At 75.2% G+C, this 24,540-nt stretch carries 25 protein-coding genes; 16 read left to right on the top strand and 9 right to left on the bottom strand.

Annotated elements, in window-relative coordinates:
* The first annotated feature begins 55 nt into the window (after positions 1-55).
* On the top strand, positions 56-1,057 hold the full coding sequence (locus tag E9529_RS01710) for a cation diffusion facilitator family transporter (protein WP_236829379.1): 1,002 nt from the start codon (positions 56-58) through the stop codon (positions 1,055-1,057).
* 41 nt (positions 1,058-1,098) lie between these two features.
* Complete coding sequence (locus E9529_RS01715; RefSeq protein WP_236829380.1) at positions 1,099-1,791, top strand: DsbA family oxidoreductase; 693 nt, start codon at positions 1,099-1,101, stop codon at positions 1,789-1,791.
* 76 nt (positions 1,792-1,867) lie between these two features.
* On the opposite strand, the gene E9529_RS01720 is transcribed toward E9529_RS01715, so the two are convergent.
* From E9529_RS01720 to E9529_RS01730, 3 genes are all read right to left on the bottom strand, one after another.
* Positions 1,868-2,845: a nitronate monooxygenase family protein gene (locus tag E9529_RS01720; RefSeq protein ID WP_236829381.1), complete on the bottom strand. Its 978-nt coding sequence runs from the start codon at positions 2,843-2,845 to the stop codon at positions 1,868-1,870.
* A gap of 16 nt (positions 2,846-2,861) precedes the next feature.
* Positions 2,862-3,104 (bottom strand): acyl carrier protein, encoded by a 243-nt coding sequence (locus E9529_RS01725; RefSeq protein WP_236829382.1) that lies wholly within the window; start codon positions 3,102-3,104, stop codon positions 2,862-2,864.
* Between the two features lie 68 nt (positions 3,105-3,172).
* Positions 3,173-3,391, bottom strand: a complete 219-nt coding sequence (locus E9529_RS01730) for a hypothetical protein (protein ID WP_236829383.1) — start codon at positions 3,389-3,391, stop codon at positions 3,173-3,175.
* Between the two features lie 73 nt (positions 3,392-3,464).
* Here E9529_RS01730 and E9529_RS01735 point away from each other — a divergent pair, with 73 nt between their 5' ends.
* Together E9529_RS01735 and E9529_RS01740 are read left to right on the top strand one after the other, a co-directional pair.
* Complete coding sequence (locus E9529_RS01735) at positions 3,465-3,794, top strand: helix-turn-helix transcriptional regulator (protein ID WP_236829384.1); 330 nt, start codon at positions 3,465-3,467, stop codon at positions 3,792-3,794.
* Positions 3,791-4,318, top strand: coding sequence for an SRPBCC family protein (locus tag E9529_RS01740; protein ID WP_236829385.1), 528 nt, complete (start codon positions 3,791-3,793; stop codon positions 4,316-4,318). The genes E9529_RS01735 and E9529_RS01740 overlap by 4 nt, the downstream gene beginning before the upstream one ends.
* Before the next feature lie 6 nt (positions 4,319-4,324).
* On the opposite strand, the gene E9529_RS01745 is transcribed toward E9529_RS01740, so the two are convergent.
* On the bottom strand, positions 4,325-5,485 hold the full coding sequence (locus E9529_RS01745) for an NADH:flavin oxidoreductase/NADH oxidase (protein WP_236829386.1): 1,161 nt from the start codon (positions 5,483-5,485) through the stop codon (positions 4,325-4,327).
* 202 nt (positions 5,486-5,687) lie between these two features.
* Between E9529_RS01745 and E9529_RS01750 the strand changes: the two genes are divergently transcribed.
* The 4 genes from E9529_RS01750 (at position 5,688) to E9529_RS01765 (ending at position 10,851) form a co-directional block, all read left to right on the top strand.
* Positions 5,688-7,502 (top strand): phosphoenolpyruvate carboxykinase (GTP), encoded by a 1,815-nt coding sequence (locus E9529_RS01750; protein ID WP_236829387.1) that lies wholly within the window; start codon positions 5,688-5,690, stop codon positions 7,500-7,502.
* Between the two features lie 213 nt (positions 7,503-7,715).
* Entirely contained in the window at positions 7,716-8,930 is a 1,215-nt protein-coding gene (locus E9529_RS01755; RefSeq protein ID WP_236829388.1) for an MFS transporter, read from the top strand.
* Between the two features lie 11 nt (positions 8,931-8,941).
* Positions 8,942-10,198 carry an alpha/beta fold hydrolase gene (locus E9529_RS01760; protein WP_236829389.1) on the top strand — a complete coding sequence of 419 codons (1,257 nt, stop codon included), beginning with the start codon at positions 8,942-8,944 and terminating at the stop codon, positions 10,196-10,198.
* Positions 10,195-10,851, top strand: a complete 657-nt coding sequence (locus E9529_RS01765; protein WP_236829390.1) for an acVLRF1 family peptidyl-tRNA hydrolase — start codon at positions 10,195-10,197, stop codon at positions 10,849-10,851. The genes E9529_RS01760 and E9529_RS01765 overlap by 4 nt, the downstream gene beginning before the upstream one ends.
* A gap of 143 nt (positions 10,852-10,994) precedes the next feature.
* On the opposite strand, the gene E9529_RS01770 is transcribed toward E9529_RS01765, so the two are convergent.
* Positions 10,995-12,005, bottom strand: a complete 1,011-nt coding sequence (locus E9529_RS01770) for a zinc-binding dehydrogenase (RefSeq protein WP_236829391.1) — start codon at positions 12,003-12,005, stop codon at positions 10,995-10,997.
* Positions 12,006-12,176: 171 nt separating this feature from the next.
* Here E9529_RS01770 and E9529_RS01775 point away from each other — a divergent pair, with 171 nt between their 5' ends.
* Entirely contained in the window at positions 12,177-14,576 is a 2,400-nt protein-coding gene (locus tag E9529_RS01775) for a transglycosylase domain-containing protein (protein WP_304505555.1), read from the top strand.
* Here the strand turns inward: E9529_RS01775 and E9529_RS01780 are convergent.
* Positions 14,529-15,431, bottom strand: a complete 903-nt coding sequence (locus tag E9529_RS01780) for a YhjD/YihY/BrkB family envelope integrity protein (protein ID WP_236829392.1) — start codon at positions 15,429-15,431, stop codon at positions 14,529-14,531. The genes E9529_RS01775 and E9529_RS01780 overlap by 48 nt on opposite strands.
* A gap of 383 nt (positions 15,432-15,814) precedes the next feature.
* Here E9529_RS01780 and E9529_RS01785 point away from each other — a divergent pair, with 383 nt between their 5' ends.
* Positions 15,815-16,894, top strand: a complete 1,080-nt coding sequence (locus tag E9529_RS01785; RefSeq protein WP_236829393.1) for an NlpC/P60 family protein — start codon at positions 15,815-15,817, stop codon at positions 16,892-16,894.
* Positions 16,895-16,898: 4 nt separating this feature from the next.
* Here E9529_RS01785 and E9529_RS01790 read toward each other — a convergent pair whose 3' ends face one another.
* Positions 16,899-17,444: a hypothetical protein gene (locus E9529_RS01790; protein ID WP_236829394.1), complete on the bottom strand. Its 546-nt coding sequence runs from the start codon at positions 17,442-17,444 to the stop codon at positions 16,899-16,901.
* Positions 17,445-17,560: 116 nt separating this feature from the next.
* On the opposite strand from E9529_RS01790, the gene E9529_RS01795 reads away from it, so the two are divergent.
* Both E9529_RS01795 and E9529_RS01800 read left to right on the top strand, forming a co-directional pair.
* Complete coding sequence (locus tag E9529_RS01795; RefSeq protein WP_236829395.1) at positions 17,561-17,884, top strand: DUF3817 domain-containing protein; 324 nt, start codon at positions 17,561-17,563, stop codon at positions 17,882-17,884.
* Positions 17,885-17,917: 33 nt separating this feature from the next.
* Positions 17,918-19,273, top strand: a complete 1,356-nt coding sequence (locus E9529_RS01800) for a serine hydrolase (protein ID WP_236829396.1) — start codon at positions 17,918-17,920, stop codon at positions 19,271-19,273.
* A gap of 79 nt (positions 19,274-19,352) precedes the next feature.
* Here the strand turns inward: E9529_RS01800 and E9529_RS01805 are convergent, their stop codons facing one another.
* Positions 19,353-19,871, bottom strand: coding sequence for a hypothetical protein (locus tag E9529_RS01805; protein WP_236829397.1), 519 nt, complete (start codon positions 19,869-19,871; stop codon positions 19,353-19,355).
* Between the two features lie 81 nt (positions 19,872-19,952).
* Here E9529_RS01805 and E9529_RS01810 point away from each other — a divergent pair, with 81 nt between their 5' ends.
* Positions 19,953-20,204 carry a DUF3253 domain-containing protein gene (locus E9529_RS01810; RefSeq protein WP_236829398.1) on the top strand — a complete coding sequence of 84 codons (252 nt, stop codon included), beginning with the start codon at positions 19,953-19,955 and terminating at the stop codon, positions 20,202-20,204.
* Here the strand turns inward: E9529_RS01810 and E9529_RS01815 are convergent.
* On the bottom strand, positions 20,201-20,674 hold the full coding sequence (locus E9529_RS01815) for an Lrp/AsnC family transcriptional regulator (protein WP_236829399.1): 474 nt from the start codon (positions 20,672-20,674) through the stop codon (positions 20,201-20,203). The two genes, E9529_RS01810 and E9529_RS01815, sit on opposite strands and share 4 nt — an antisense overlap.
* A 216-nt stretch (positions 20,675-20,890) precedes the next feature.
* On the opposite strand from E9529_RS01815, the gene pdhA reads away from it, so the two are divergent.
* From pdhA to E9529_RS01830, 3 genes are read left to right on the top strand one after another with little or no spacing between them, the layout of a single operon-like run.
* A complete protein-coding gene (pdhA, locus tag E9529_RS01820) occupies positions 20,891-22,030 on the top strand; it encodes a pyruvate dehydrogenase (acetyl-transferring) E1 component subunit alpha (RefSeq protein ID WP_236829400.1) in 1,140 nt (379 codons plus the stop codon).
* On the top strand, positions 22,027-23,007 hold the full coding sequence (locus tag E9529_RS01825) for an alpha-ketoacid dehydrogenase subunit beta (protein ID WP_236829401.1): 981 nt from the start codon (positions 22,027-22,029) through the stop codon (positions 23,005-23,007). Before pdhA ends, E9529_RS01825 begins: the two co-directional genes overlap by 4 nt.
* Positions 23,008-23,010: 3 nt before the next feature.
* A complete protein-coding gene (locus E9529_RS01830) occupies positions 23,011-24,522 on the top strand; it encodes a dihydrolipoamide acetyltransferase family protein (RefSeq protein ID WP_236829402.1) in 1,512 nt (503 codons plus the stop codon).
* Positions 24,523-24,540 lie beyond the last annotated feature (18 nt).

Raw genomic sequence — 24,540 nt, forward strand, 5'->3', positions numbered from 1 at the left:
CGCACCGGAGCCGCCCGGCGCATGCACCGGGCGGCCCCGGGGAACCGGTGGTTCCATGACGCAACCGGCTCCCGCCCCGGAGCACGCGCTGCTGGCCGAGGCCGCGGGGAAGGGCGCCGAGTCCACCGGCACCGTCGTCGTCGCCGGGCTGGCGAACCTCGGCATCGCGATCGCCAAGCTGGTCGGCGGCCTGCTCAGCCACTCCTCGGCGATGCTGTCCGAGGCGGCGCACTCGCTGGCCGACACGGTCACCGAGGTGCTCCTGTTCATCGCGCTCAAGCGCGGCGATCGGGCACCCGACGCGCGGCACCCCGTCGGCTACGGCCGGGAGACCTACTTCTGGGCGCTGCTCGCCTGCCTGGCCACCTTCACCCTCGGCGCCGGCTTCTCCTTCTGGCAGGGCGTCGAGACCATCGCCGGCGGCGAGGAGCAGGGCGATCCGCTGGTCGCCTACGTCGTCCTCGGGCTCGCCTTCGTGCTGGAGGGCGCCTCCCTGCTCAAGGCCGTGGGGCAGGTGCGCGCCTCGGCGCGGCGGTGGGGGACGACGTGGCGCCGGTACCTCTCCCAGACCAGCGACACCACGGTGAAGGCCGTGACCTTCGAGGACGCGGCCGCCCTGGTCGGCCTGGTGCTCGCCGCGCTGGGCCTCTTCCTCGAGCAGCTCACCGGGAACCCCGTGTGGGACGGCGTCGCGGCGGTCACCATCGGCGTGCTGCTGCTGCTCGTCGCGGGCTCCCTGGCGCGGGCCAACGTCTCGCTTCTGATCGGGCAGTCGGTGCCCCCGCGGATCGCGGACGGATTGCGCGCCGAGATCGCCGCGCTGCCGCAGGTGGTCGACGTCCCGTTCCTGCTCACCTCCGTGATCGGCCCGGGGCAGCTCATCGTCTCGGCGAAGGTGGACTTCGCCGACGACGCCTCGGTGGCCGACATCGAGCGGGCCTCCGACGAGGCCGAGCGGCGGCTGGTCGCCCGCCACCCCGGGGTCCGGTACGTCTTCCTCGACCCGACGCCCGGGGACGGCCGGGCCCGCGCGGAGGCGCACCCCCCGGACGCGTGACCCCGCGGAATGCCCGCCGCCGCGGCGGGGTTGGGGCGGGCATGCAGGTCGAGGTGTGGTCCGACGTCGTCTGTCCGTGGTGCTACATCGGCAAGCGCCGGCTGGAGGCCGCGCTCGAGCGGTTCCCGCACCGGGACCAGGTCGAGGTGGTCTGGCGGTCCTTCCAGCTCGACCCCACCGCCCCCGAGGGCGAGACCCACCCGACGCTGCCGGCGCTCGCCCGCAAGTACGGCACGAGCGTCGAGCAGATGCGCGCGAACATGGCGCAGGTGGAGGAGGTCGCGGCCGGCGAGGGGCTGGAGTACCACCTGGCCGACGCGGTGAGCGGCAACACCCTGCTCGCCCACGAGCTGCTGCACCTGGCAGCCGAGCACGGGAAGCGCAACGAGCTCAAGGAGCTCCTGCTGCACGCCTACTTCGAGGAGGGGCGTCCCGTCTTCGACGTCGACTCACTCGTCCCCCTGGGCGTCCAGGTCGGCCTCGACGAGGCGGAGATCCGGTCGGCGCTGACCGACCGGCGCTACCTCGCCGCGGTGCGCCAGGACAGCGCCACCGCGCAGTCGCTCGGTGCCACCGGTGTGCCGTTCTTCGTCGTCGACCGGAAGTACGGCGCCGCGGGCGCCCAGCCGGCCGAGCTGCTGCTGCAGGTGCTCGAGCGCGCCTGGGCCGACGCCAACCCGCTGGTCACCGTGCCCCCGGCCGACGGCTGCACCGACGACAGCTGCGCCGTCTGAACTCCCCGCACCGCTGCGCGGGTGTGCAGCCCCCGGCCCCTCGCAGGGGCCCGAGGGGCCGACGACTGCACGGTGATCATGGGGTCGGCGGGCCATCCAGGAGCTCCGCCACCGCGCGCAGCGCCCGCTCGGCCCCGGCGTCCAGCTCCCGCACCACCTCGGCGGCCGGGCGCTCCGCGGTGACCAGGCCGACCGACTCGCCCGCGTAGACCGGGGCGGTCGCCGGGTCCCCGCTCCGGCGACCGTCCACGACCCGCTGCCGCGCCCCGGCGTCGTGGACCAGCTCCGCCTCGCGGCCGTGCCAGGCGCGGGAGAAGTCGTTGACCAGCGCGCGGCCGGGCCACCGCTCCGGCCACGGGATGCCCTCGGCGACGTCGAACGCCCGGGTCAGCACGGTCTCCTCGCCGGCCGCCGCGCGCACCCGCTCCCGGGCGGCGGGGGAGTTGAGGCCCTCCGGGCAGGCCAGCAGGGGGGTGCCGACCCAGACGCCCGCCGCGCCCGCGGCCAGGGCGGCGGCCATCCCCGCGCCGGTGGCGATGCCGCCGGCGGCCAGCACCGGCCGGTCGGTCAGCGCGAGCACCTCCTGCAGCAGGGGCAGGGTCGCGCGCTGCCCGGTGTGCCCGCCGGCCTCGCTGCCCTGGGCCACCACGAGGTCGACCCCCGCGGCCAGCGCGCGGTGCAGGTCCGCGACGGTGTTGACCTGCGTCGCGACGGTGATACCGGCGTCGTGCAGGTGCGGGACCCAGGGCGCCGGGTCCCCGAACGAGATCGAGACCAGGTCGGGGGTCGCCCGGAGCGTGGCGTCGAGGAGGTCGGGCCGGTCCGGCAGGGCCCACGCCATCAGCCCGACGCCGAACGGGAGCCCGTCCGAGCGGGGGACGGCGCACTGCTCGACCACGAAGGACGCCGGCGTCGCCGCACCGACGCCGATCATGCCGAGCCCGCCGCCGAGCGACACCGCCCGGGCGAGCGCACCCCCGGCCACGCCGGCCATCGGTGCCCCGACGACCGGCGTGGCGAGGGCGAAACGGCGGGTGAGCGCGGTCGAGATCACGACCGCATCCTGCCCTCTACTGCGTGGCCGGGCCGCCCTGCGAGGTGCCCTGGAGCCGGCCGAGGAACTCGTGGCAGCGCTTGGCGCGCTGGGAGTCCTGCTCCATGACCTCGCGGAAGAACGCCGCGACGTCGTCCAGGCCCGCGTTCTCGGCGTCCCGGACGTACTGGCCGTAGTCGTGCCCGGCCTTGAGCGAGTGGTACTGGACGGAGACGAGGTCGTAGAAGACGTCCTCGAAGCCGGTCTCACCGGTGGCCATCGGTCCTCCTCGGTTCAGGTGGGTGGGACGGGGCCGCCTTACCCCGGCGGGACCGGTCCGTCACACGGTCAGCCCGGCGGGTCGCCGTCGAAGGCGCCACCGGTGACGTCGCTGCCGCCCGCCTCGTCCTGCAGGTTCGCGCTGGTGGGCAGCTCCTCCTCGCCGGTCGACGACGGGTCGTCCCCGGCGGAGGCGAGGTCCTCGCCCTCGCCGTAGGCGCCCGGGTCGGCCTGCAGCGTGCGGGGGTCGTTGAGCGGGTCGGGCGTGTCCGGATCGGTGACGGTCATGGACCGCTCCATTCCCGGGGCGCCGCGGGCCAACCCCTGGACCAACGCGTAACCAATGTGTTACGCATGACGCGTGGAGGCGTTGCAGGCGCTGGCGGACCCGATCCGGCGGGAGCTGGTCGGGTTGCTCGCGGCCGGGGAGCGGACGGCGGGCGAGCTCGCGGCACCGTTCCCGGTCAGCCGTCCGGCGATCAGCCGGCACCTCCGGGTGCTGCGGGAGGCCGGGCTGGTGCGCGTGCGCGCCGACGGGCGCGAGCGCCGCTACTCGCTCGACCCGCGGCCGCTGCGGGAGATCGACGACTGGCTGGAGCCCTACCGCGACCTGTGGGCGCAGCGGCTGGACGCCCTCGACACCGAGATCGCCCGCGGCCGGCGGGCGCGCAGACAGAGAGGACCGGGATGAACCCGCGCACCGAGGACGCAGACCTGGGAGCCCGGCGGGGCACCGTCACCACCGAGGCCGACGGCCGGCGCCGGCTGGAGTTCCGCCGCAGCTGGCCCGACCCGATCGACGACGTCTGGGCCGCGCTCACCGAGCCCGACCGCCTGGCGAGCTGGATCGGCACCTACGACGGCGAGCGGCGCCCCGGCGGGTCGGGCACCTTCACGATGACCCACGAGGACGAGCCGGTGGGGGAGCCGATGACCGTCGTCGAGTGCGACCCGCCGCGGCGGCTGGTCGTGCAGTGGGTGCAGGAGCAGGAGGGCTCCGGCGTCTGGCGGATCGACCTGGACCTGTTCGCGGAGGGGGACCGCACGGTCCTGCGCTTCGTCCAGTACTTCGCCGCCGGCACCGAGGTCACCGACTTCGCAATGGGCTGGCACTGGTACCTCGACAAGCTCGACGCCGAGGTCAGCGGCCGGCCGGTGCCCGGCGAGTGGGACGACTTCTACGGGCAGGTCGGCCCGGTCTACGGGCGCAGCTGAGCGGGCTCACGCGGGGTCCCTCGTCTGCACCGGGTCGGGGCCGGTCCACGGTCCGAGCCGGCCGAGCAGGCGGTCGCGCGAGGCGAGCCGCGGCCCGGCCTGCACCGGGTAGGCGTCGTAGGCGTCGGTGAGCTCCCGGGCGGCGTGCACGGCGAAGTTCGGGTCGTCCTGCGCCTCCCGGGCGACCGCCACCAGGTCGGCCGCCCCGCCGGCCACGATCGCCTCGGCCTGGCGGGCGTCGACCACCAGCCCCACGGCCATGGTGGCGATGTCGGCCTGCTCGCGGACCGCCGCGGCGTAGGGCACCTGGTAGCCGTAGCCGATCGGGTGCTCCCACGCGCCGCCCAGGCCCCCGCCGGAGACGTCGACGACGTCGACCCCGCGGGCGCGCAGCTCGCGGGCGAAGGCGACGGTGTCCTCGACGGTGAGCCCCTCCCCGGAGCCGTCGACGGCGGAGACGCGCACCAGCAGCGGCTTGCCCGCCGGCCAGGCGGCACGGACGGCGTCGACCACCTCGAGCGGGAACCGCATCCGCCCCTCCCGCGAGCCGCCGTACGCGTCCTCGCGCACGTTGCTCAACGGGGAGAGGAACTGGTGCAGCAGGTAGCCGTGCGCGGCGTGCACCTCCACGACGTCGAACCCGGCGGCGTCGGCCCGGCGGGCGGCGGCGGCGAACGCCTCGCGCACCTCAGCCAGCCCCTCGGCGGTCAGCGCGTGCGGCACCGGCCACCCCGGCCCGGCGGGGACGGCGGAGGCCGAGACCGTGGGCCACGGCGCCTCGCCGGGGCGGGCGTCCTCCGCGGTCACCGGCCCGGAGCCCTCCCACGGGCGCCGGCTGCTCGCCTTGGCGCCGGCGTGGGCGAGCTGGATGCCGGCCGCGGCGCCCTCGGCGTGCAGGAAGTCCACGACCCGCGCCAGCCCCGGCACCTGGTCGTCGGACCACAGGCCGACGTCGCCGTGGCTGATCCGCCCCTCCGGCGTCACCCCCGTCGCCTCCACGATCACGAGCCCGAAGCCGCCGAGGGCGAACCGGCCCAGGTGCACGAGGTGGTAGTCGCCGACGTAGCCGTCGGTGACCGAGTACTGGCACATCGGGGCCACGGCGAGGCGGTTGCGCAGCGTCGCATCACGGAGACGGAACGGCGAGAGGAGGGTGGAGGAAGTCACGAAGTGTGGCGAACGCCGCCTTGTACCAGACTGTTCCGGGCTGAGCGGTAGACGTCCTATACGTAACATTTGTCTCGGTTACAGGTGCGTTCCCGCGCTTGTAGCCTGACCCGATCCGAACGGCCGTCCCGGCGGCCGCGGATCGCAGGGCACCACCGTCGGAGCGGGGATCCGCACCGGCGACGCAGAGGATGGAGACGCCGTGACCACCGTGGCCACCCCAGGTCTGGAGAACGCCCCCACGACGCACGCCCGGCTGCTGGCCTGGGTGCGGGAGATGGCCGAGCTCACGACCCCCGACGAGGTGGTCTGGGTAGACGGCACCGACGAGGAGTGGGAGCGGCTCACCCGGAAGCTCGTCGACGCGGGCACCTTCACGCCGCTGGAGAAGAAGCCCAACTCCTTCTGGTGCGCCTCCGACCCCAGCGACGTCGCGCGCGTCGAGGACCGCACCTTCATCTGCTCGGTCGACGAGGCCGACGCGGGTCCCACCAACAACTGGATGGACCCGGGCGAGATGAAGTCGGTCATGACCGAGCTGTACCGGGGCTCCATGCGCGGCCGGACGATGTACGTCATCCCCTTCTGCATGGGCCCGGTCGAGGCCGAGAACCCGATGTTCGGCGTCGAGCTCACCGACTCCGAGTACGTCGTCGTCTCCATGCGCGTGATGGCCCGCATCGGCAGCCGCATCCTCGAGGCCATGGGCTCCGACCGGCCCTTCGTGCCGGCGATGCACTCCCTCGGCGCCCCGTTGGAGCCCGGTCAGGCCGACGTGCCGTGGCCCTGCAGCGACACCAAGTACATCGTGCACTTCCCCGAGGAGCGGGCCATCTGGTCCTACGGCTCCGGCTACGGCGGCAACGCGCTGCTGGGGAAGAAGTGCTACTCGCTGCGCATCGCCTCGGTCATGGCGCGCGACGAGGGCTGGCTGGCCGAGCACATGCTGATCCTCAAGCTCACCAACCCGCAGCAGAAGACCTACTACATCGCCGCCGCCTTCCCGAGCGCCTGCGGGAAGACCAACCTGGCGATGCTCGAGCCGACCATCCCCGGCTGGAAGGTCGAGACCCTGGGCGACGACATCGCCTGGATGCGCTTCGGCGAGGACGGCCGCCTCTACGCGCTCAACCCCGAGTACGGCCTGTTCGGCGTCGCGCCGGGCACCGGGTGGGACACGAACCCGAACGCCATGCGCACCATCGACAAGGGCAACTCGGTGTTCACCAACGTCGCGCTCACCGACGACGGCGACGTCTGGTGGGAGGGCATGACCGACGAGCCGCCGGCGCACCTCACCGACTGGAAGGGCCGGGACTGGACGCCGGACAGCGACGAGCTGTCCAGCCACCCGAACAGCCGCTTCTGCACGCCGATCACCCAGTGCCCGATCCTGGCGCCGGAGTACGACGACCCGAAGGGCGTGCCGATCTCGGCGATCCTCTTCGGCGGCCGGCGCAAGACCACGATCCCGCTGGTCACCGAGGCCCGGGACTGGAACCACGGCGTGTTCATGGGCGCGACGCTCTCCTCGGAGACCACCGCCGCCGCCACCGGCGCGGTCGGCGTCGTCCGCCGCGACCCGTTCGCGATGCTGCCGTTCATCGGCTACAACGCCGGTGACTACTTCGGCCACTGGGTCGAGACCGGCAAGATGCACGACGCCAGCAAGCTGCCGAAGATCTTCTACGTCAACTGGTTCCGCCGGGACGCCGACGGTGGCTTCCTCTGGCCGGGCTTCGGCGAGAACAGCCGCGTGCTCAAGTGGGTCATCGAGCGCCTCGAGGGCACCGCGGCCGCCGTCGAGACGCCGGTGGGCCACGTGCCCACGGCGGACTCGCTCGACGTCTCCGGCCTGGACATGACCACCGAGCAGGTCGAGCAGGCCCTCGCCGTCAAGCCCGAGGAGTGGCGCGAGGAGATCCCGCAGATCACCGAGTGGTTCGAGAAGTTCGGCGAGAAGCTGCCCAGCACCATGTGGGACGAGCTGGAGATCCTCAAGAGCCGCCTGGCCTGAAGAAACACCCCCTGCCCCCCACCACTCGCACGCTCGCGGCGGGGCCTTGCAGGGGGCCCGTTCCAGCACGTCGCAAGGGCCCGGACCGCAGCCGCGGTCCGGGCCCTCCGTCGTCCGCCCCCGGGCGGCGCCACGGGTCGCCGTCGCGGCGCGCGCGGCCACGGTCGGTTAGCGTGGCTGGGCCCCTTCCCGTTCCCGGAGGCAACCCCGCTCGTGCCCAATCCCTACCTGCAGGTGCTGCGCACACCGCACGCCCTGCCGATGGTGCTCGCTGCCTTCATCGGACGGTTGCCCCTCTCGATGGTCGGCCTGGGCTCGGTCCTGCTGGTCGCGGACGAGACCGGCTCCTACGGCCTCGGTGGTGCCGTGGCGGCGACCGGCGCGGTGACGACGGCGGCGGCGGGGCCGTTGCTGGGGCGGTGGGCCGACACCCACGGCCAGCGGCGGGTGCTGCTCCCGGTGCTGGCCGTGTTCGTGCTCTCCGGGGTGGTCTTCCTCTTCTCCGTGCGGGAGGGCTGGTCGCTGCTGCTGACCTTCCTCTCCGCGGGGCTGGCCGGGGCGTGCATCCCGCCGGTCTCCTCGATGATCCGCGTCCGGTGGACCCACCTGCTGCGCGGCAGCCACCGGTTGCACACGGCGCTGTCGATGGAGTCCGTCGTCGACGAGTTCGTCTTCATCGTCGGCCCGGTGCTGGTGACCTTCCTCTCGACCACCGGGCACGCGACCTCCGGCGTGGTGACGGCGTTCACCCTCGCCGCCGTCGGCAGCCTGCTGTTCGCCGCGCAGCGCCGCACCGAGCCCGAGCCGCACGGGCACGCCAGCCGGCAGGGGCCGTCCGCGATCCGCACCCGGGGTCTGCGGGTGCTCTTCGTCGTCGGGGCGGCCGTGGGCGCCATCCTCGGCACGCTCGAGATCGCCCTCGTGGCCTTCGCCGACGAGCAGGACGCGATGGCGCTGTCCGGGGTGCTCATCGCCAGCCTGGCGGTCGGTTCGATGGCCAGCGGCATCGGCTGGGGCGCCATCCACTGGCAGCTGCCGCTGCGGCTGCGGCTGGTCGGCGCGCTCGTGCTGCTCACCGTGCTCGTCGTCCCGCTGCTGTTCATCGACGGCGTCTGGCTGATGGTGCCCTTCGTGGTCGTCGCCGGGATCGCCGTCTCGCCCTCGCTGATCAGCTCGTTCACCCTGGCCGAGCTCCTCGTGCCCCGGTCGGCGGTGACCGAGGCGTTCACCTGGATCGGCACCGCGCTGGGCCTGGGCGTGGCCGTGGGCGCCTCGGTCGCCGGCAAGATCGTCGACGTCGCCGGCGCCAACCGGGCGTTCGTCGTCGCGATCGTGGCCGCGGGGGTGGCCGCGGTCGTCGTCGGTGCCTACCAGCGCCTTCTCCACGTGCCGGCCGAGCACGCCGCCGAGCCGGCGCTGGCCCGCTGAGCGGCGACGCCGTGCAGGAGTACGCGCTCCCCGGGGCGCACGTGCGCGAGCGGTCGGTCACCGTGCCGCTGCACCGGGGGGCCCCCGACGACGGCGGGACCGTCGACGTCTTCGTCCGCGAGCTGGTCCACCCCGACCGGCGTGCCGACGACCTCCCGCTGCTGCTCTTCCTCCAGGGCGGCCCCGGCGGCAGGTCGCCGCGCCCCACCCGCGGCGGCTGGATCGAGCGGGCGCTGCGCGAGTACCGCGTCGTCCTGCTCGACCAGCGCGGCACCGGCCGCAGCTCCCGCGTGACCGGCGCCGGGATCAGCCGGTTCCCCGACGCCGGCTCGGCCGCCCGGCACCTGCTCGCCTTCCGCGCCGACTCCATCGTGGCCGACGCCGAGCACGTCCGGCGCACCCTCTACGACGGGCGCCGCTGGACCACCCTCGGGCAGAGCTACGGCGGTTTCATCACCCTCACCTACCTCTCGCGGGCGCCGGAGGGGCTGACCCGCTGCCTGGTCACCGGGGGGCTGGCGGGCCTGCGCGCCGACGCCCGCGAGGTCTACCGCCGCACCTACCCGCGGGTGGCGGCGAAGACCCGGCGGTTCTACGCGCGCTACCCCGGGGACGTCGAGCGGGTCGCCGCCGTCGCCGACCGGCTGGCCGCCGCCCCGGCGACGCTGCCCGACGGCGACCGGCTCACCGTCCGCCGTCTGCAGACCGTGGGCCAGGCGCTGGGGGCCCGGGACGGCGCCGAGGAGCTGCACTGGCTCTTCGAGGAGGCGCTCGACGACGACGGCGGGCTCTCGGACACCTTTCTCGACCAGGTCGCCCGGCGCACCGCCTACTGGGACAACCCGCTCTACGCGGCGCTGCACGAGAGCATCTACGCGCAGGGCCCCGGCCCGGTCGGCTGGGCGGCGGAGGCGGAGCGGGGGCCGGAGTTCGACGGTGACCGCCGCCCGCTGCCGTTCACCGGCGAGATGGTCTACCCCTGGATGTTCGACGAGATCACCTCGCTGCGGCCGTTCGGCCCGGCCGCGCACGCGCTCGCCGAGGTCGAGGAGTTCCCCGCGCTGTACGACCCCGCCCGGCTGGCAGCCAACGAGGTGCCGGTCGACGCCGCGGTCTACTTCGACGACATGTACGTCGACGCCGGGCTCTCGCTGCAGACGGCCGAGGAGGTCGGGAACGTGCGCACCTGGGTGACCAACGAGCACGAGCACGACGGCCTCCGGGTGGGCGACGTGCTCGACCGGCTGCTCGCGCTGCGGTCCCGGTGACCCGCGCCCGGGCCGCTGCCGGTGGTGGGCGGCAGCTCGGGGTGGCCCCCGAGCGGCTGGGCAGGTGGCTGGACGGCGTCGCGACGCGGCACGGCGCGTTCACGGCGGTCGAGCCGGTCGACGACGGGCTGCGGATCACCTGCGCGGACACGACCACCGTCGTGCTGCGCGCCCCGTTCGGCTGGACGCCGGAGAACCCGCTGCTGGCCAGCTTCACCGCCGCCGCGGGGCGCCCGCGCCGGGCCGCCGTGCTGCTGGTGCGCCGCGGCCGGTGGGCGGTCGGCGTCTTCGACGGCGGGGCGCTGGTGGCCTCCAAGGTCGACGCCCGCCAGGTGCAGGGCCGGACGGCGGCCGGTGGCTGGTCGCAGCAGCGGTTCGCGCGACGGCGGGCCAACCAGACCGACGCCGTCGTCGGGCACGCGGTGGAGACCGCCGCCCGGGTGCTGCTGCCGCACGTCGAGGGGCTGGCCGCGCTGTTCACCGGGGGCGACCGGGGGCTGGCCGACGACGTGCTCGCCGACCCCCGGCTGCGACCGCTGGCCGCCCTGCGCCGCGACCCCGCCCTGGACGTGGGCGAGCCGACGAAGGCGGTGCTGCTGGAGACCCCGAAGCAGTTCCGCGCCGTCCAGGTGCTCATCCGCGAGCCCGAGTAGCCCTGTCGTGCCGAGTGGTGGGCCCCGGAGGGGTCCGCGCAGGCACGACGCAACGGCTCAGCGGCGACCGGGGACGGCACCTGGCCGCGGTGTCGTCCGGAGGACGACGGAGTCATCGCGGTGTCGCCCGGAGGGCGACGGTGTCACGGCGTGATGACGAGGCGGATCGGGTTGCCCTCCTTGTTCGCCAGCCGGGCCACGCCGTCGGCGGCCTCGGTGAGGGGCAGGGTGCCGGAGATGGAGCGGGAGAGGTCCAGGCGGTGGTGCCGCACCAGGTCCACCAGCTCGACCACGTGGGCCGGCTCGGAGCCGTAGTGGCCAAGGATCCGCTGCCCGAAGTAGCTGAACTGGGTGCCGTTGCGGATCTCCAGCGGCTGGTCGGTGAGGCCGACGAGCACCAGGGCGCCGTCCCGCTCCAGGCAGCGGACAGCCTGCTCGCGCACCGGTGCGACGCCGGCGAAGTCGAAGGCGAACGCCAGCCCCGCCCCACCGGTCAGCTCGCGGACGCGGGTCGCGATGTCCTCGGCGGGGTCCAGCGCGAGGTCCGCGCCGAAGTCCAGCGCCCGCTGACGGGCGGCCGGCACCGGGTCGACGGCGACGATCGGGGCGGCCCCGGCCAGCCGCAGCAGCTGCACCGCGTGCGCGCCCAGCCCGCCGATGCCCCAGACGCCGACCGGCTGTGCGGCCCGCACCTGCGCCGTCCGCACGATCGAGGCCCACGGCGTCGACACCGCGTCGGGCACGATGCACGCCTGCTCGAACGGCAGGTCGTCCGGGATCGGCACGACCGTCCCCGCCGTGGCGAGGGCGTACTGCGCCCAGCCGCCGTCGTAGTCGACGCCGCGGGTGTGGATCCAGCCGTCCTTCTCCTCCCCGGCCTGCAGCAGCACCCGCTGCCCCTCGGCGAGGCCGGTCACCCCGTCCCCGAGCACGGCCACGGTGCCTGCGACCTCGTGGCCGAGCGTCACCTCGTCGCCGGCGAGGAACAGCGGCGAGAGCTGCCCCTCGATCAGGTGGACGTCGGAGAGGCAGATCCCCGCCGCGGCGACCTGGATCAGCACCTCCCCGGGGCCGGGCACCGGCACGGGCACCTCCTTCACCGCGAACTCACGGGTGCGCACGTCCAGCCGGCCGGCCAGCATCGAGTCAGGCATGCCCCCATCCAACGCCGTGGCCCGCGCGCCGACGACCCGGGGCCTGGAGCGCCGGGTGGCGGGCGGGGACCGGGAGGCGGACGGGACGGTTCCGGTTGCGCGTCCCGCCGCGAGGTTCGTTGTGGAACGCGGGCGACCCTGCTGAGCTGGGCATTCGGCGGGAGGAGGGTCATGGAGTCGCGCACGGGGACGGGTCGCACCCTGCTCAGGCTCGCGTGCGCCGTCCTGGTCGCCGGGGCCCTGGTGGCCGGGCTCCTGCTGCCCTGGGTGGGCGGGCCGGCCCTGGCCGCACGCAGCTCCTCGGCGCTGCTCGGCGAGCCGCCGGAGGAGTTCTCCGTCGAGGTGCCGGCCCGCAACACCGTGGTGCTCGCCGCCGACGGCGAGGTCATCACCTCCTTCTACCGGGAGAACCGCGAGCCGGTGGAGTTCGACCAGATCGCGGAGGTCATGCGGCAGGCGCTGGTCGCCGTCGAGGACGCGCGGTTCTACGAGCACGGCGGGCTGGACGTGCAGGGCACCACGCGCGCCCTGGTCACCAACATCGCCGCCGGCGAGGTCGAGGAGGGTGGCTCGACGCTCACCCAGCAGCTGGTCAAGCAGACCCTGCTGCAGTCGGCGCGGACCCAGGAGGAGCGCGACGCGGCGACCGAGAAGACCTTCGGCCGCAAGCTGCGCGAGGCCCGGCTGGCGCTGGCGATGGAGTCGACCTACAGCAAGGACGAGCTGCTCACCCGCTACCTCAACATCGTCTACTTCGGGCAGAACGCCTACGGCGTGCAGCCGGCGGCCCAGGCGTTCTTCGGCGTCGACGCCGCGGAGCTGAGCCTGCCCCAGGCCGCGCTGCTGGCCGGGCTGGTGCAGAGCCCCCAGGACCACGATCCCTTCACCGACCCCGAGGGCGCCACGGTCCGGCGCAACCAGGTGCTGGCCCGCATGGCCGAGCAGGGGTACGTCACCCCCGAGCAGCAGGCCGAGGCCGCGGCCGCCCCGCTGGGCCTCGCCCCGGCCCCGGCACCGCGCCGCGGGTGCGTCGAGGCCGCCGTGGGCGCCTACGTCTGCGACTTCGTGCAGCGGTACCTGATCGAGGAGCTCGGCCTCACCCAGGACGACCTCGACCGCAACGGCTACGTCGTCCAGACCACGCTCGACGCCGACCTGCAGCGCGCCGGCGACGCGGCCGTGCTGGCGAACCAGCCGCTGGAGAGCTCGCTGGCCGCCACCTTCACGGCGGTGGAGCCGGGCACCGGCCACCTGCTGGCCATGAGCGTCAACCGCCTCTTCGGCCACGACGAGAGCGACGAGCGGCAGGAGTCGGTCAACCTGAACGCGCTGCCCAGCCGGGGCGCCGGGTCGACCTACAAGGTGTTCGTGGCCGCGGCGGCGCTGGCGCGCGGCTACTCCACCGAGTACACGCTCACCGCGCCCAGCCCGTACGTCTCCCGGGTGTACCGGGAGGGCCGCGGCTTCTACGACGTCCGCAACTCCGGCAGCTACCGGGCCTCGCTGGACCTGACGACGGCGCTCTACCAGTCGTCGAACACCTACTTCCTCGCCCTGGAGGACGCGCTGGGCAGCGTCGAGGAGCCGGTGCGGATGGCCGAGCGGATGGGGCTCTACGCCTACGGTCCCGACGGCCTGGCGCAGCGCACGATCGACGAGAACAACGGCTCCTTCGCCTTCGGCCCCGAGGCCACCAGCCCGCTGGGCCTGGCCAGCGCGTACTCCACGCTGGCGGCCTCGGGCACCCGGTGCGAGGTCGTCCCGGTGACCGCGCTGCTGGATCGGGAGGGGGAGCCGGTGCTGGGCCCCGACGGCGAGCCGCTGGTGGGCGGCGACCGCTGCACGCCGGAGGCGATCCCGCCCGGCGTGGCCGACACGCTCAACCAGATGCTCCGCAAGGACGTCGAGCCGGGCTACGGCGGCCAGACCGGCCGGCGGGCGTACGTGCCCGGTCACCAGATCGCCGGGAAGACGGGCACCACCCAGGAGAACGTCTCGGTGGCGTTCGTCGGCTACACGCCGGAGATCGCCGCCAGCGTGATGGTGTTCAACCCCAAGGAGAACGAGGACGTCGGCGGTTTCGGCGGGGGCAAGGGCGCCACCATCTGGCACGACGCGATGGCGCCGGTCCTCACCGCCCGGGGCAGCAGCGACTTCCCGCCCGCCGACCCCGAGGTGGTCCGGGGGAACACCGTCCGGGTGCCGTCCTGCGACGAGCCGTTCGCGTGCCAGGCCGTGCTCGAGGACGCCGGCTTCGTCCCCCGCGTGCTTCGGGTGGACAGCGACCTCGCCCCCGGCGCGCTCGTCGGCACCAGCCCGCCGGCCGGTGGCCGCGCCGTGCCGGGCCAGGTCATCGCGATCCTGGTCAGCAACGGGTCCCGCTACGTCCCGCCGCCCCCGCCTCCTCCGCCGGCGCCCGAACCACCGCCTCCACCGGTGCCCGACCCGGCGCCCGCGCCCCCGCCGGCACCGCCGGGCCCGGGCACCGGCACCGAGGAGCCGCAGCCGCCGGCCGGCCCCGTGTCAGCCGAGACGTGGCGGGACCGGTTCCCCTTCCCGCCGCGGCGCTGACCGGGCGCCGGCGAGCTCGTCCAGCGTCTGGGTGGTGAGCCAGCCCAGCAGCACGACCAGGTGGAGCAGGAACAGCCACAGCGCGAGCGCGACCACGCCGCCCACGACGTCCAGCTCGCCGAACGGCGCGCCGAGGTCGAGCGGCAGCGCCAGGAACAGCACGAAGCCCTGGAGGAAGCCGGACAGGCAGGCGGCGGTGAACAGGGCGCCGACCAGCAGCGAGCGCCACCGCACCCGGCCCCCGCCGACGACGCGGAACCCCCAGGCCAGCGGCAGCGTCAGCGCCGCCAGCACCGCGTAGTAGCCGAGCGCCACCTGGCCGAGCGTGGCCAGGGCGCCGCCGCGGTCGGCGAGGTCGGCCATCTGCGCCGCGGCGAGCAGCAGCGGGTAGAGCAGCACCGGGGCGAGGAGCAGGAGCGGCAGCGCGGCGAGCCGCCCCCGCCAGGCGGTGTGGCCCTCGTGACGCGACGAGAAGCGCAGCAGGGCGCGGCGGAGGCCCTCGCCGTAGAGGGACATCGGGAGCAGGGCCAGCAGCGCTCCCAGCGGGTCGAGGCCGGCGCCGGCCTCGACCAGCCGGTCGACCGCCGCCGGCGCACCCAGCTCGCCGGGCAGCAGGTCGCCGACCCGCTCGCCGAGCTCGCGCACCCGCTCCGACGAGGTGATCCAGGCGGTGAGCCCGAACGAGAGCACGAGCAGCGGCACGACGGCGATGCCCGCGTAGAAGGTGAGCCCGGCGGCGATCAGCATGAGGTCGCGCCCCCGCAGCCGCTCCCGCACCCCTGCGGGGAGACCCCGCAGCACCGCGGCCACCCGGGACCACCGGCTCACGGGCTGCCGGTCACGGGACGGGCTCACGGCGATCCATCCTCCGGTAGTGGTCCGGTGCGGCCGCGACGAAACGGGTCCGGCCGGGTGCCGGCTCCCGGGGCGGGCGGGAACACCCAGGTCGCTGGGGCGCGTGTGACTCTGCGCGCAGGAAGAACTACACGAATGTGGTTCCGAGCATTGTCACGACCGGGTCACGGCCCCTACGGTGAGTACGTCCGTCGGGGCTTTCCGTCACTGCCGAGTGACCTCCGCCGGACGCCGTCGAGCGAGCCGGGCACCCGCGCAGGTGCGGTGCCGGACCGGGACAACTGCGGCGCTGGTACGGGACGGACCCCTCCGTCCCGGGGCGCGAGCGGGGACCTGCCGGGGCCCGGAGGCGGCCGTGGACGAGATCGGAGAGCCGCCGCACCATGGCGACCCCCCTGCGCACCCCCGCCCGCCGCCGCACCGCCGGTCGGGTGGCGCTGTCCCTCGCCGGCGCCGTCGGCATCCTGCTGACGACGGTCCCCGCGTCCGCGAACCCCGCCTCGCCCACCACGTCCGGTGACGCCGCCCGGCTGCTCGCCGAGCGCGGCCACCAGCTCGAGGTCGTGACCGAGCAGTTCAACGAGGCCCGCGATGCGCTGACGGCCCAGCAGGCCGCCGCCGAGGCCGCCGCCGCGCAGCTGCAGCAGGCCACCGCCGACCTCGCCCGCGCGCAGCAGCAGGTGCGCGGCATCGCCCGCAGCGCCTGGACCGGCGAGGGCCTGGGCTCCTTCCAGGCCCTGCTCACCAGCGAGTCGGCCGACGAGTTCGTCAGCCGCGTCAGCACGCTGGAGACCATCTCGGGCCACCAGGGGGTGGTGCTGGCGCAGGCCGCGGAGGCCGGCGTGGCCGCCGCTCGGGCCCAGGCGACCGCACAGGAGGCCGCCGCGCAGGCGCGGGCCACCTACGACTCCATCGCCGTGCAGCAGGCCGAGCTGCAGGGGCAGGTCGACGAGTTCCGCGCCCAGTTCGACCGGCTCAGCGCCGCCGAGCGCCAGGCCGTCGCCGAGGCCCACCACGCCGAGGAGCGCGCGGCCGAGCCGCAGCGCGCCAGCCGCGACGAGCGCGAGGCGCCGACGCCTGCGCCTGCCGCGCCGGTGGTGGCCGACAGCGCGGCCGCGCAGAAGGCCGTGGACGCCGCCATGGCGCAGCGCGGCAAGCCCTACGTGTGGGCGGCCACGGGGCCCAACGCCTTCGACTGCTCCGGGCTGACCTCCTACGCCTTCCGCGCGGCGGGGATCTCCCTGCCCCGGGCCAGCCGCAACCAGGCGGGCGTCGGCCGGGCGATCTCCCGCGCCGAGCTGCGCCCCGGCGACCTGGTGTTCTTCTACAGCCCGATCAGCCACGTGGGCATCTACATCGGCAACGGCCAGATGGTGCACGCGCCGACGTCGGGCGACGTCGTCAAGGTGGCGAGCGTCGACTCCATGGGTGGCTACGCCGGGGCGCGGCGCGTCGCGGGATGAACCGCTAGCCCGCGTCCGGCCCGCCGACCCGCTGGAGCAGGCCCCAGACGAACACCGCCCGCACCCCGCCGGGGAGGTGCACCTCCGAGCGGGTGGGCACGCCGGTCGCGGCGCCGCGGGCGCCCGGCAGCCCGGCGACGTCGTCCAGCACGTGCTGCCACACCAGCAGCCGGTGCGGACCGGCCGCCGGCACCGGTGAGCCCGGCGCCCGGGCGAGGTGCTCGTGCAGCACCGCGCCCCCGGGGCCGCTGACGACCTCCCACCACTGGTGCGGCCACAGCGGCAGCGGCCAGCGCCGGACCTGGACGTCCAGGTCTCCGAAGCGCCGGTCCTCCAGCTCCTCCGGGGGGCCGAGCACCGCGGTGCGCAGGGCCAGCCCGCGCGGGGCCCGCCGCGAGTGCTGGAGCGCCTGCCAGCGGGTGTGCGCGGCGTGCGCCTCGCCCCGGGTGGCGCCCAGCCGGGGCAGCGCCTCCGCCGCCAGGTCGGGCCGGACGTCGGCCATCCGGCGCAGCAGCACGAGGCAGAACTCCCGCCGGGCCAGTCCGCGCACGGGGGCGACCCTGCCACCGCGCCCGCTGCCGCGAACATCACACCCCCGGGCGGGGACGCCACCGGCGGCCCGCTCGTTTACCCCGCGGACCCAGCCCCCGGACACGAGGACGCCCGTTGAGCCCGCGCACCGTCACCACCGCCTTCCGCCTCGTCGCCATCGCCGAGGCGATCACCTGGGTCGGCCTGCTGGCCGGGATGTTCGTGAAGTGGGTGCTGCAGACCTCCGAGGTCGGCGTCCAGGTCTTCGGGCCCATCCACGGGGGCGTCTTCGTCGTCTACGTCCTGGTCGCGCTCGTCGCGGCGCGGGTGCTGCGCTGGTCGCCGTCCACCACGCTGCTGGCGCTGGCCGCCTCGGTGCCGCCGCTGGCCACCGTCTGGTTCGAGCGGTGGGCGACCCGCACCGGCGCGCTGCCCGCGCGCGAGGCGCTGACCGCCTGATCAGCCGGGCGGGCCGGTCGCTACGGTCCGGTCATGCCCGAGCCCGTGCTGCCCTCGACCGCCCGCCTCCTGCTGGCCCGCACCGCGCGGGTGCAGCGCGACGGGCGCGCGCCGGGCCTGGTCGCCGGCGTCGTCCGGGACGGCGGGCTGGCGTGGTCGGCCGGTCGCGGGGAGGTGCCGGGGCCGCACACCGACGTCCAGTACCGGCTCGGGTCGATCAGCAAGACGGTGACGGCGGTCGTCGTCATGCGGCTGCGCGACGAGGGGCGGCTCGGGCTCGACGACCCGCTGGAGCGCCACCTGCCAGGCACGCCGTTCGGCGACCGCACCGTCGGGCAGCTCCTCTCCCACCTCGCCGGCGCCTCGGCGGAGAGCCCCGGGGGCTGGTGGGAGCGCACGCCGGGCGGCTCGCTGGACGACCTGGGCGTGGGCGGGACCGACGTCGTCCTCGGCGCCGCGCGGCGGTTCCACTACTCCAACCTCGGCTTCGGCCTGCTCGGCGAGCTCGTCGCCCGCCTGCGGGGCCGGTCCTGGGACGACGTCGTCGCCGCCGAGGTGCTGGCACCGCTCGGCATGGGCCGCACCACGCCGCGGCCGGTCGCCCCGGCCGCCGAGGGCTGGGCGGTGCACCCGTGGGCCGACGTCGTCCTGCCCGAGCCCGAGCACCACGCCGGCGTGATGGCCGCCGCGGGCCAGCTGTGGGCGTCGCTGGCCGACCTCGCCCGGTTCGCCGCGTTCCTGCTCGGGGACACCGCCGAGGTGCTCGACCCGGCGACGCTGGAGGAGATGACGGTGCCGGCCGGGGTCGACCCGTCCGCGCCGGGCTGGTCGGCCTACGGGCTGGGCCTGCAGGTGCTGCGGGTGGACGGGCGGACGCTGGTCGGGCACGGCGGGTCGATGCCGGGCTTCCTCGCCGGCGTCTTCGTCGACCGGGAGGAGCAGGCCGGCGCGGTGTCGCTGGCCAACACCACCAGCGGCCTGGACCCGCTGGTGTTCGGGCTGCTGGCCGATCTCCGCACCGCCGAGCCCCGGGTCGTGGAGCCGTGGGTGCCCGCCCCCTCGCCGGTGCCGCTGGAGAGCCTCGGTGTCTGGTTCTGGGGCCCCGCGCCCTACGCGCTGCGCTCGATCAGCGGCGGGCTGCTGCACCTGGGGCCGCTGCCGGGGCGCCCGGGGCGGGCCAGCCGCTTCAGCCGGGCCGACGACGGCACCTGGCGCGGGCTGGACGGCTACTTCGCGGGGGAGGCGCTGCGCATCGCCGACGACCACCTCGACCTGGACACCTTCGTGTTCACCCGCACGCCCTACGACCCGGCCGCGCCGGTGCCCGGCGGCGTGGACGAGCGCGGCTGGCGCTGCCCCGTCCGCCGGGGCCACGATCGAGGAACCTGATCATCCGGTGTCCTCCCTCACCGTGGGCGCTGAGGGAGGACGCGCCACGACCAGGGAACCCGATCATCGCCGGGCTGCGTCAGGGGCGGTCGAAGGCGTCGATCGTGTTCTTGACGACCAGGCCGTAGACCAGGTGCGGCACCAGGTCGCTCAGCCAGTCGGTCGTCGACCACGTCCGCGGGTCGGTGACGCCCAGGACGGCCATCGGCCCGTTGGCCGCCAGCATCGCGCCCAGGCCGGTGAGCAGGGTGCCGACCGGCTTCGCGGAGAGCAGCCCCGAGGCCCGGGCCAGCCCGCCGACCACGCCGACGCCGACGCCGGCCACCAACCCCGTCATCGGACCGAGCCCCTGCACGCGGTTCTGCCGGGTCTGCTCGTCCCCGGGGATGGGCAGGTGCGCCGCCTCGGCGAGCTTCTCGACGGTGTCCTCGGGCGTCGAGCTGCTGCCGCGGCCGCGCACCACCATGTCCAGGTAGGTGACGGCGTTCAGCGCGGTGGTGCCGGCCGCGCCGGCGGCCGCGCCCCTGAGCGCCCAGCCCAGCGTGCTGATGCCGCGCCTGCCCTTGCCCGTGCGCCCGAGAGGAGTCCGCTTCGCCATGGCGGTCCCGGTACCCGGGCGCCGGCGCGGCACACCGCCGCCCGGCTGGCGGCCGGCGAGCGCGACGCCCACGCTGGACGGGTGGACGACGTCGCCGCGCGGCTGGAGCGGGCCATCGGGGAGCTGCTCGCGCGCCGCCGCCCGGAGGCGTCGATCTGCCCGTCGGAGGCCGCCCGCGCGGTCGACCCCGACCGCTGGCGGGACCTGATGCCCGAGGCCCGCAGCGCGGCCGGCCGGTTGGCCGACGCCGGCGCCGTCGAGGTCACGCAGGACGGCTCCGTGGTGGACGTCCGCAGCGCCCGGGGGCCGGTCCGGATCCGCAGACCCCGCTAGGGGTTCCCGGCGGCGCGGTGCAGCAGCGGGCCGACCCGCCGCTCGACGAACCGGCGCATGGCCAGGGCGGTGTCCACCCGCTGGACGCCGGGGATGGCCAGCACCGCCTCGGTGGTCCGCCACAGGTGGTCGGCGTCGGTGGCCGCCACGTGCACGAGCAGGTCGGTGGCGCCCGACAGCCCGGTCACCTCGAGCACCTCGGGGAGCCCGGCCAGCGCGTCGCTGACCTCGGCCAGCCCGCGCTGCGCCACCTGCACCGACATGTAGGCGGTCAGCCGGTAGCCCAGGGCCTCCGGCCGGATCCGCTGGTCGAGCGGGCCCAGGACGCCGTTGCTCTCGAGCCGGGCCAGCCGGCTCTGGACCGTGTTGCGGGCAAGCCCCAGCCGCTGCGACAGCGCCATCACGCTGGCCCGCGGGTCCTCGGTGAGGGCCAGCAGCAGTCGTGCGTCCGTGGCGTCGATCTCCGGCACGCTGCGCAGTCTGGCAGCTCCGGGTGGCCCGTGGACACCTTTCTGCGCAATCGCTCCACCCGGGCCTGCGCAGATCGTCGCGTCGAGGGCTGGTCAGCGGCGGGGCGGCCGTGCCAGGATGTGTGAGGGCCGCCACACCCGGCGGCCCGGAACGTCCAGCACCACCGCGCCGCCGGTGACCCCGGCGGCGGTGGCCGACGGCGAGGAGCGCGACCGGTGACAGCGTTGCCCGAAACGACGGAGATGGTCGACCCCGTCCCGGGGGCCGACGCCCCCCACCTGCCGCAGCGGTCCGAGCTGGTCCAGCTGCTCACGCCCGAGGGTGAGCGGGTCGAGCACCCCGACTACGCGCTGGAGATCTCCGACGAGGAGCTGCGCAACCTCTACCGCGACCTGGTGCTGGTCCGGCGGTGGGACGTCGAGGCGACCGCCCTGCAGCGGCAGGGCGAGCTGGGCATCTGGGCCTCCCTGCTGGGCCAGGAGGCGGCCCAGATCGGCGCCGGCCGCGCGATGGCCGCCGACGACATGGCGTTCCCGACCTACCGCGAGCACGGCGTCGCCTGGACCCGCGGCGTCGACCCGCTGCACGTCATCAGCCTGTTCCGCGGCGTGGACAACGGCGGCTGGGACCCGGTCGCCACCGGCTTCAACCTCTACACCGTCGTCATCGGCGCCCAGTGCCTGCACGCCACCGGGTACGCCATGGGCCTGCAGCGCGACGGCGCGGAGAACGCGACGCTCGCCTTCCTCGGCGACGGCGCCACCAGCCAGGGCGAGGTCAACGAGGCGATGATCTGGGCGGCCAGCTTCTCGGCGCCCGTCGTCTTCTTCTGCCAGAACAACCAGTACGCGATCAGCGTGCCGCTGGAGCGGCAGTCGCGCGTCCCCCTGTACCAGCGGGCGGCCGGCTTCGGCTTCCCCGGCGTGCGGGTCGACGGCAACGACGTCCTCGCCGTCCTGGCGGTCACCCGTCAGGCGCTGCAGGCCGCGCGCGAGGGCCAGGGCCCGACCTTCATCGAGGCGTTCACCTACCGCATGGGCGCGCACACCACCTCCGACGACCCGACCCGCTACCGGCTGGCCAGCGAGCTCGAGGAGTGGAAGCTGCGCGACCCGATCGCCCGGCTGAAGGCGCACCTCTCCCGCCAGGACAAGGCGGACGCCGCGTTCTTCGAGTCGGTCGAGCGCGAGGCGGACCAGCTCGCCGAGCGGATCCGCGGCGGCACCGTCGACATGCCCGACCCGGACCCGGCCGCGATGTTCGACACCGTCTACGCGGAGCAGACCCCGTGGCTGGCCGCCCAGCGCGACGAGTTCGTCGCCTACCGCGCGAGCTTCGAGGAGGCCGGCGAGTGAGCACCGAGACCCTGACCATCGGCAAGGCCCTCAACCTGGGCCTGCGCAAGGCCATGGAGGACGACGCCAAGGTCGTGCTCATGGGCGAGGACATCGGCAAGCTCGGCGGCGTCTTCCGCATCACCGACGGCCTGCAGAAGGACTTCGGGGAGGCCCGCGTCGTCGACACGCCGCTGGCCGAGGCCGGCATCCTGGGCACCGCCGTCGGGCTGGCGATGCGCGGCTACCGGCCGGTCTGCGAGATCCAGTTCGACGGGTTCGTCTTCCCCGCCTACAACCAGATCGTCACCCAGGTCGCCAAGATGCACGCCCGCTCCAAGGGCCGGCTGCCGATGCCGATCGTCATCCGCATCCCCTTCGGCGGCGGCATCGGCGCGGTCGAGCACCACAGCGAGAGCCCCGAGGCCTACTTCGCCCACACCGCCGGTCTCAAGGTGGTCGCCGTCAGCAACCCGGTCGACGCCTACTGGGGCATCCAGCAGGCGATCGCCCACCCCGACCCGATCGTCTTCCTCGAGCCCAAGCGCCGGTACTGGGAGAAGGCCGAGGTCGACACCGACGCCACCCCCGACCCGCTGTTCGCCTCGCGGGTCGTCCGCGGGGGGGACGACGTCACGGTGCTCGCCTACGGCCCCATGGTGAAGACCGCCCTGCAGGCCGCCGAGGCGGTTGCCGAGGAGGGCCGCTCGCTGGAGGTGGTCGACCTGCGCACCGTCTCGCCGCTGGACCTCGAGCCGGTGTTCGAGTCGGTGCGCCGCACCGGCCGCTGCGTCGTCGTGCACGAGGCGCCGGTGACCCTCGGGCTGGGCGCGGAGATCGCCGCCCGGGTGACCGAGTCCTGCTTCCACTCCCTGGAGGCGCCGGTGCTGCGGGTCGGGGGCTTCGACACGCCCTACCCGCCGTCGAAGCTCGAGGAGGAGTACCTCCCCGACCTCGACCGGGTGCTGGACGCCGTCGACCGCGCGATGGAGTTCTGAGCCGTGACCCAGAAGCAGTTCAAGCTGCCCGACGTCGGTGAGGGGCTCACCGAGGGCGAGATCCTCCAGTGGATGGTGGCCGTCGGCGACACGGTGGCGGTCAACCAGCCGCTGTGCGAGGTGGAGACGGCCAAGGCCGCCGTCGAGCTGCCCTCGCCGTGGGCCGGCACCGTCGTAGAGCTGCTCCACGAGGCGGGCACGATGGTCGACGTCGGCGCGCCGATCATCACGATCGACGTCGGTGGGGCGGCCGGGGAGGCCGCCGCGGCGGTGCCCGCCGGCAGCGGAGCGGCGACCGCCGACGAGCCGGCCGCCGGGCTGATCGGCGGGGCCGCCCCCGGTGGCCGCACCGCGGTCCTGGTCGGCTACGGGCCGCGGACCACCGAGGCCCGCCGCCGGCCGCGCCGCTCGGGTGCCGCGGCCGCGGCACGCGCCACGGCCCTGCCCGGTGCCGACTACGGCTCCGGAGGCACCGACCGGCCCCCGCTGCCCTCGGACGACGGCCCGCCGCTGCTGGCGACCGCCCCCGACATGCGCAGCAAGCCGGTGCGTCACGGCGGGCTGGAGGTCGGCCGGCAGGCCGAGGCCGCCGCGCGGCGCGAGGATGCCGCCCCGTCGCGGGGTTCGGCGCCCGGCCGGCGCGGCCCCCGCCCGCTGGCCAAGCCGCCGGTGCGCAAGTACGCCAAGGACCTCGGCGTCGACCTCACCGCGCTCACCGGCAGCGGCGACGGCGGCGTGATCACCCGGGCCGACGTCGACGCCGCCGTCGCCGAGCGCTCGAACGGTTCCGCCGCGCCGGCCGCCCGCCCGGCGACCACCGGCGAGCAGCGCATCCCGGTGAAGGGCGTCCGCAAGGCCACCGCGGCCGCGATGGTGGCCAGCGCGTTCACCGCGCCGCACGTCACCGAGTTCCTGACCGTCGACGTCACCCGCACGATGAAGCTGCGCAACCGGCTGGCCGCCCGGCCCGAGCTCGCCGGGGTGAAGGTCAGCCCGCTGCTGTTCGTGGCCCGGGCCGTGCTGCTCGCGGCGCAGCGGCACCCGGTGGTGAACAGCTCCTGGGACGAGGCGGCGCAGGAGATCGTCGTCCACGGGCAGGTGAACCTGGGCATCGCGGCCGCGACGCCGCGCGGGCTGATCGTGCCCAACGTCAAGGACGCCGGCCGGCTCTCGCTGGCCGAGCTGGCGGGTGCCCTCGCCGAGCTGACCGAGACCGCGCGCGCCGGCCGCACCGCGCCGGAGGACATGACCGGCGGCACGCTGACGATCACCAACGTGGGCGTCTTCGGGGTCGACACCGGCACGCCGATCCTCAACCCGGGGGAGTCCGCGATCCTGGCCTTCGGCGCCGTGCGGGAGATGCCGTGGGTGCACAAGGGCAAGGTCCGCCCGCGGCAGGTGACCCAGCTGGCGCTCTCCTTCGACCACCGGATCATCGACGGCGAGCTCGGCTCGCGGTTCCTGGCCGACGTGGGCGCGCTGCTGCACGATCCGGGGGTGGCGCTGGCGTTCTGACCGGCGCCCGCGGGAGGG

Source organism: Blastococcus sp. KM273128 (assembly GCF_021698975.1).
GTDB lineage: Bacteria > Actinomycetota > Actinomycetes > Mycobacteriales > Geodermatophilaceae > Blastococcus.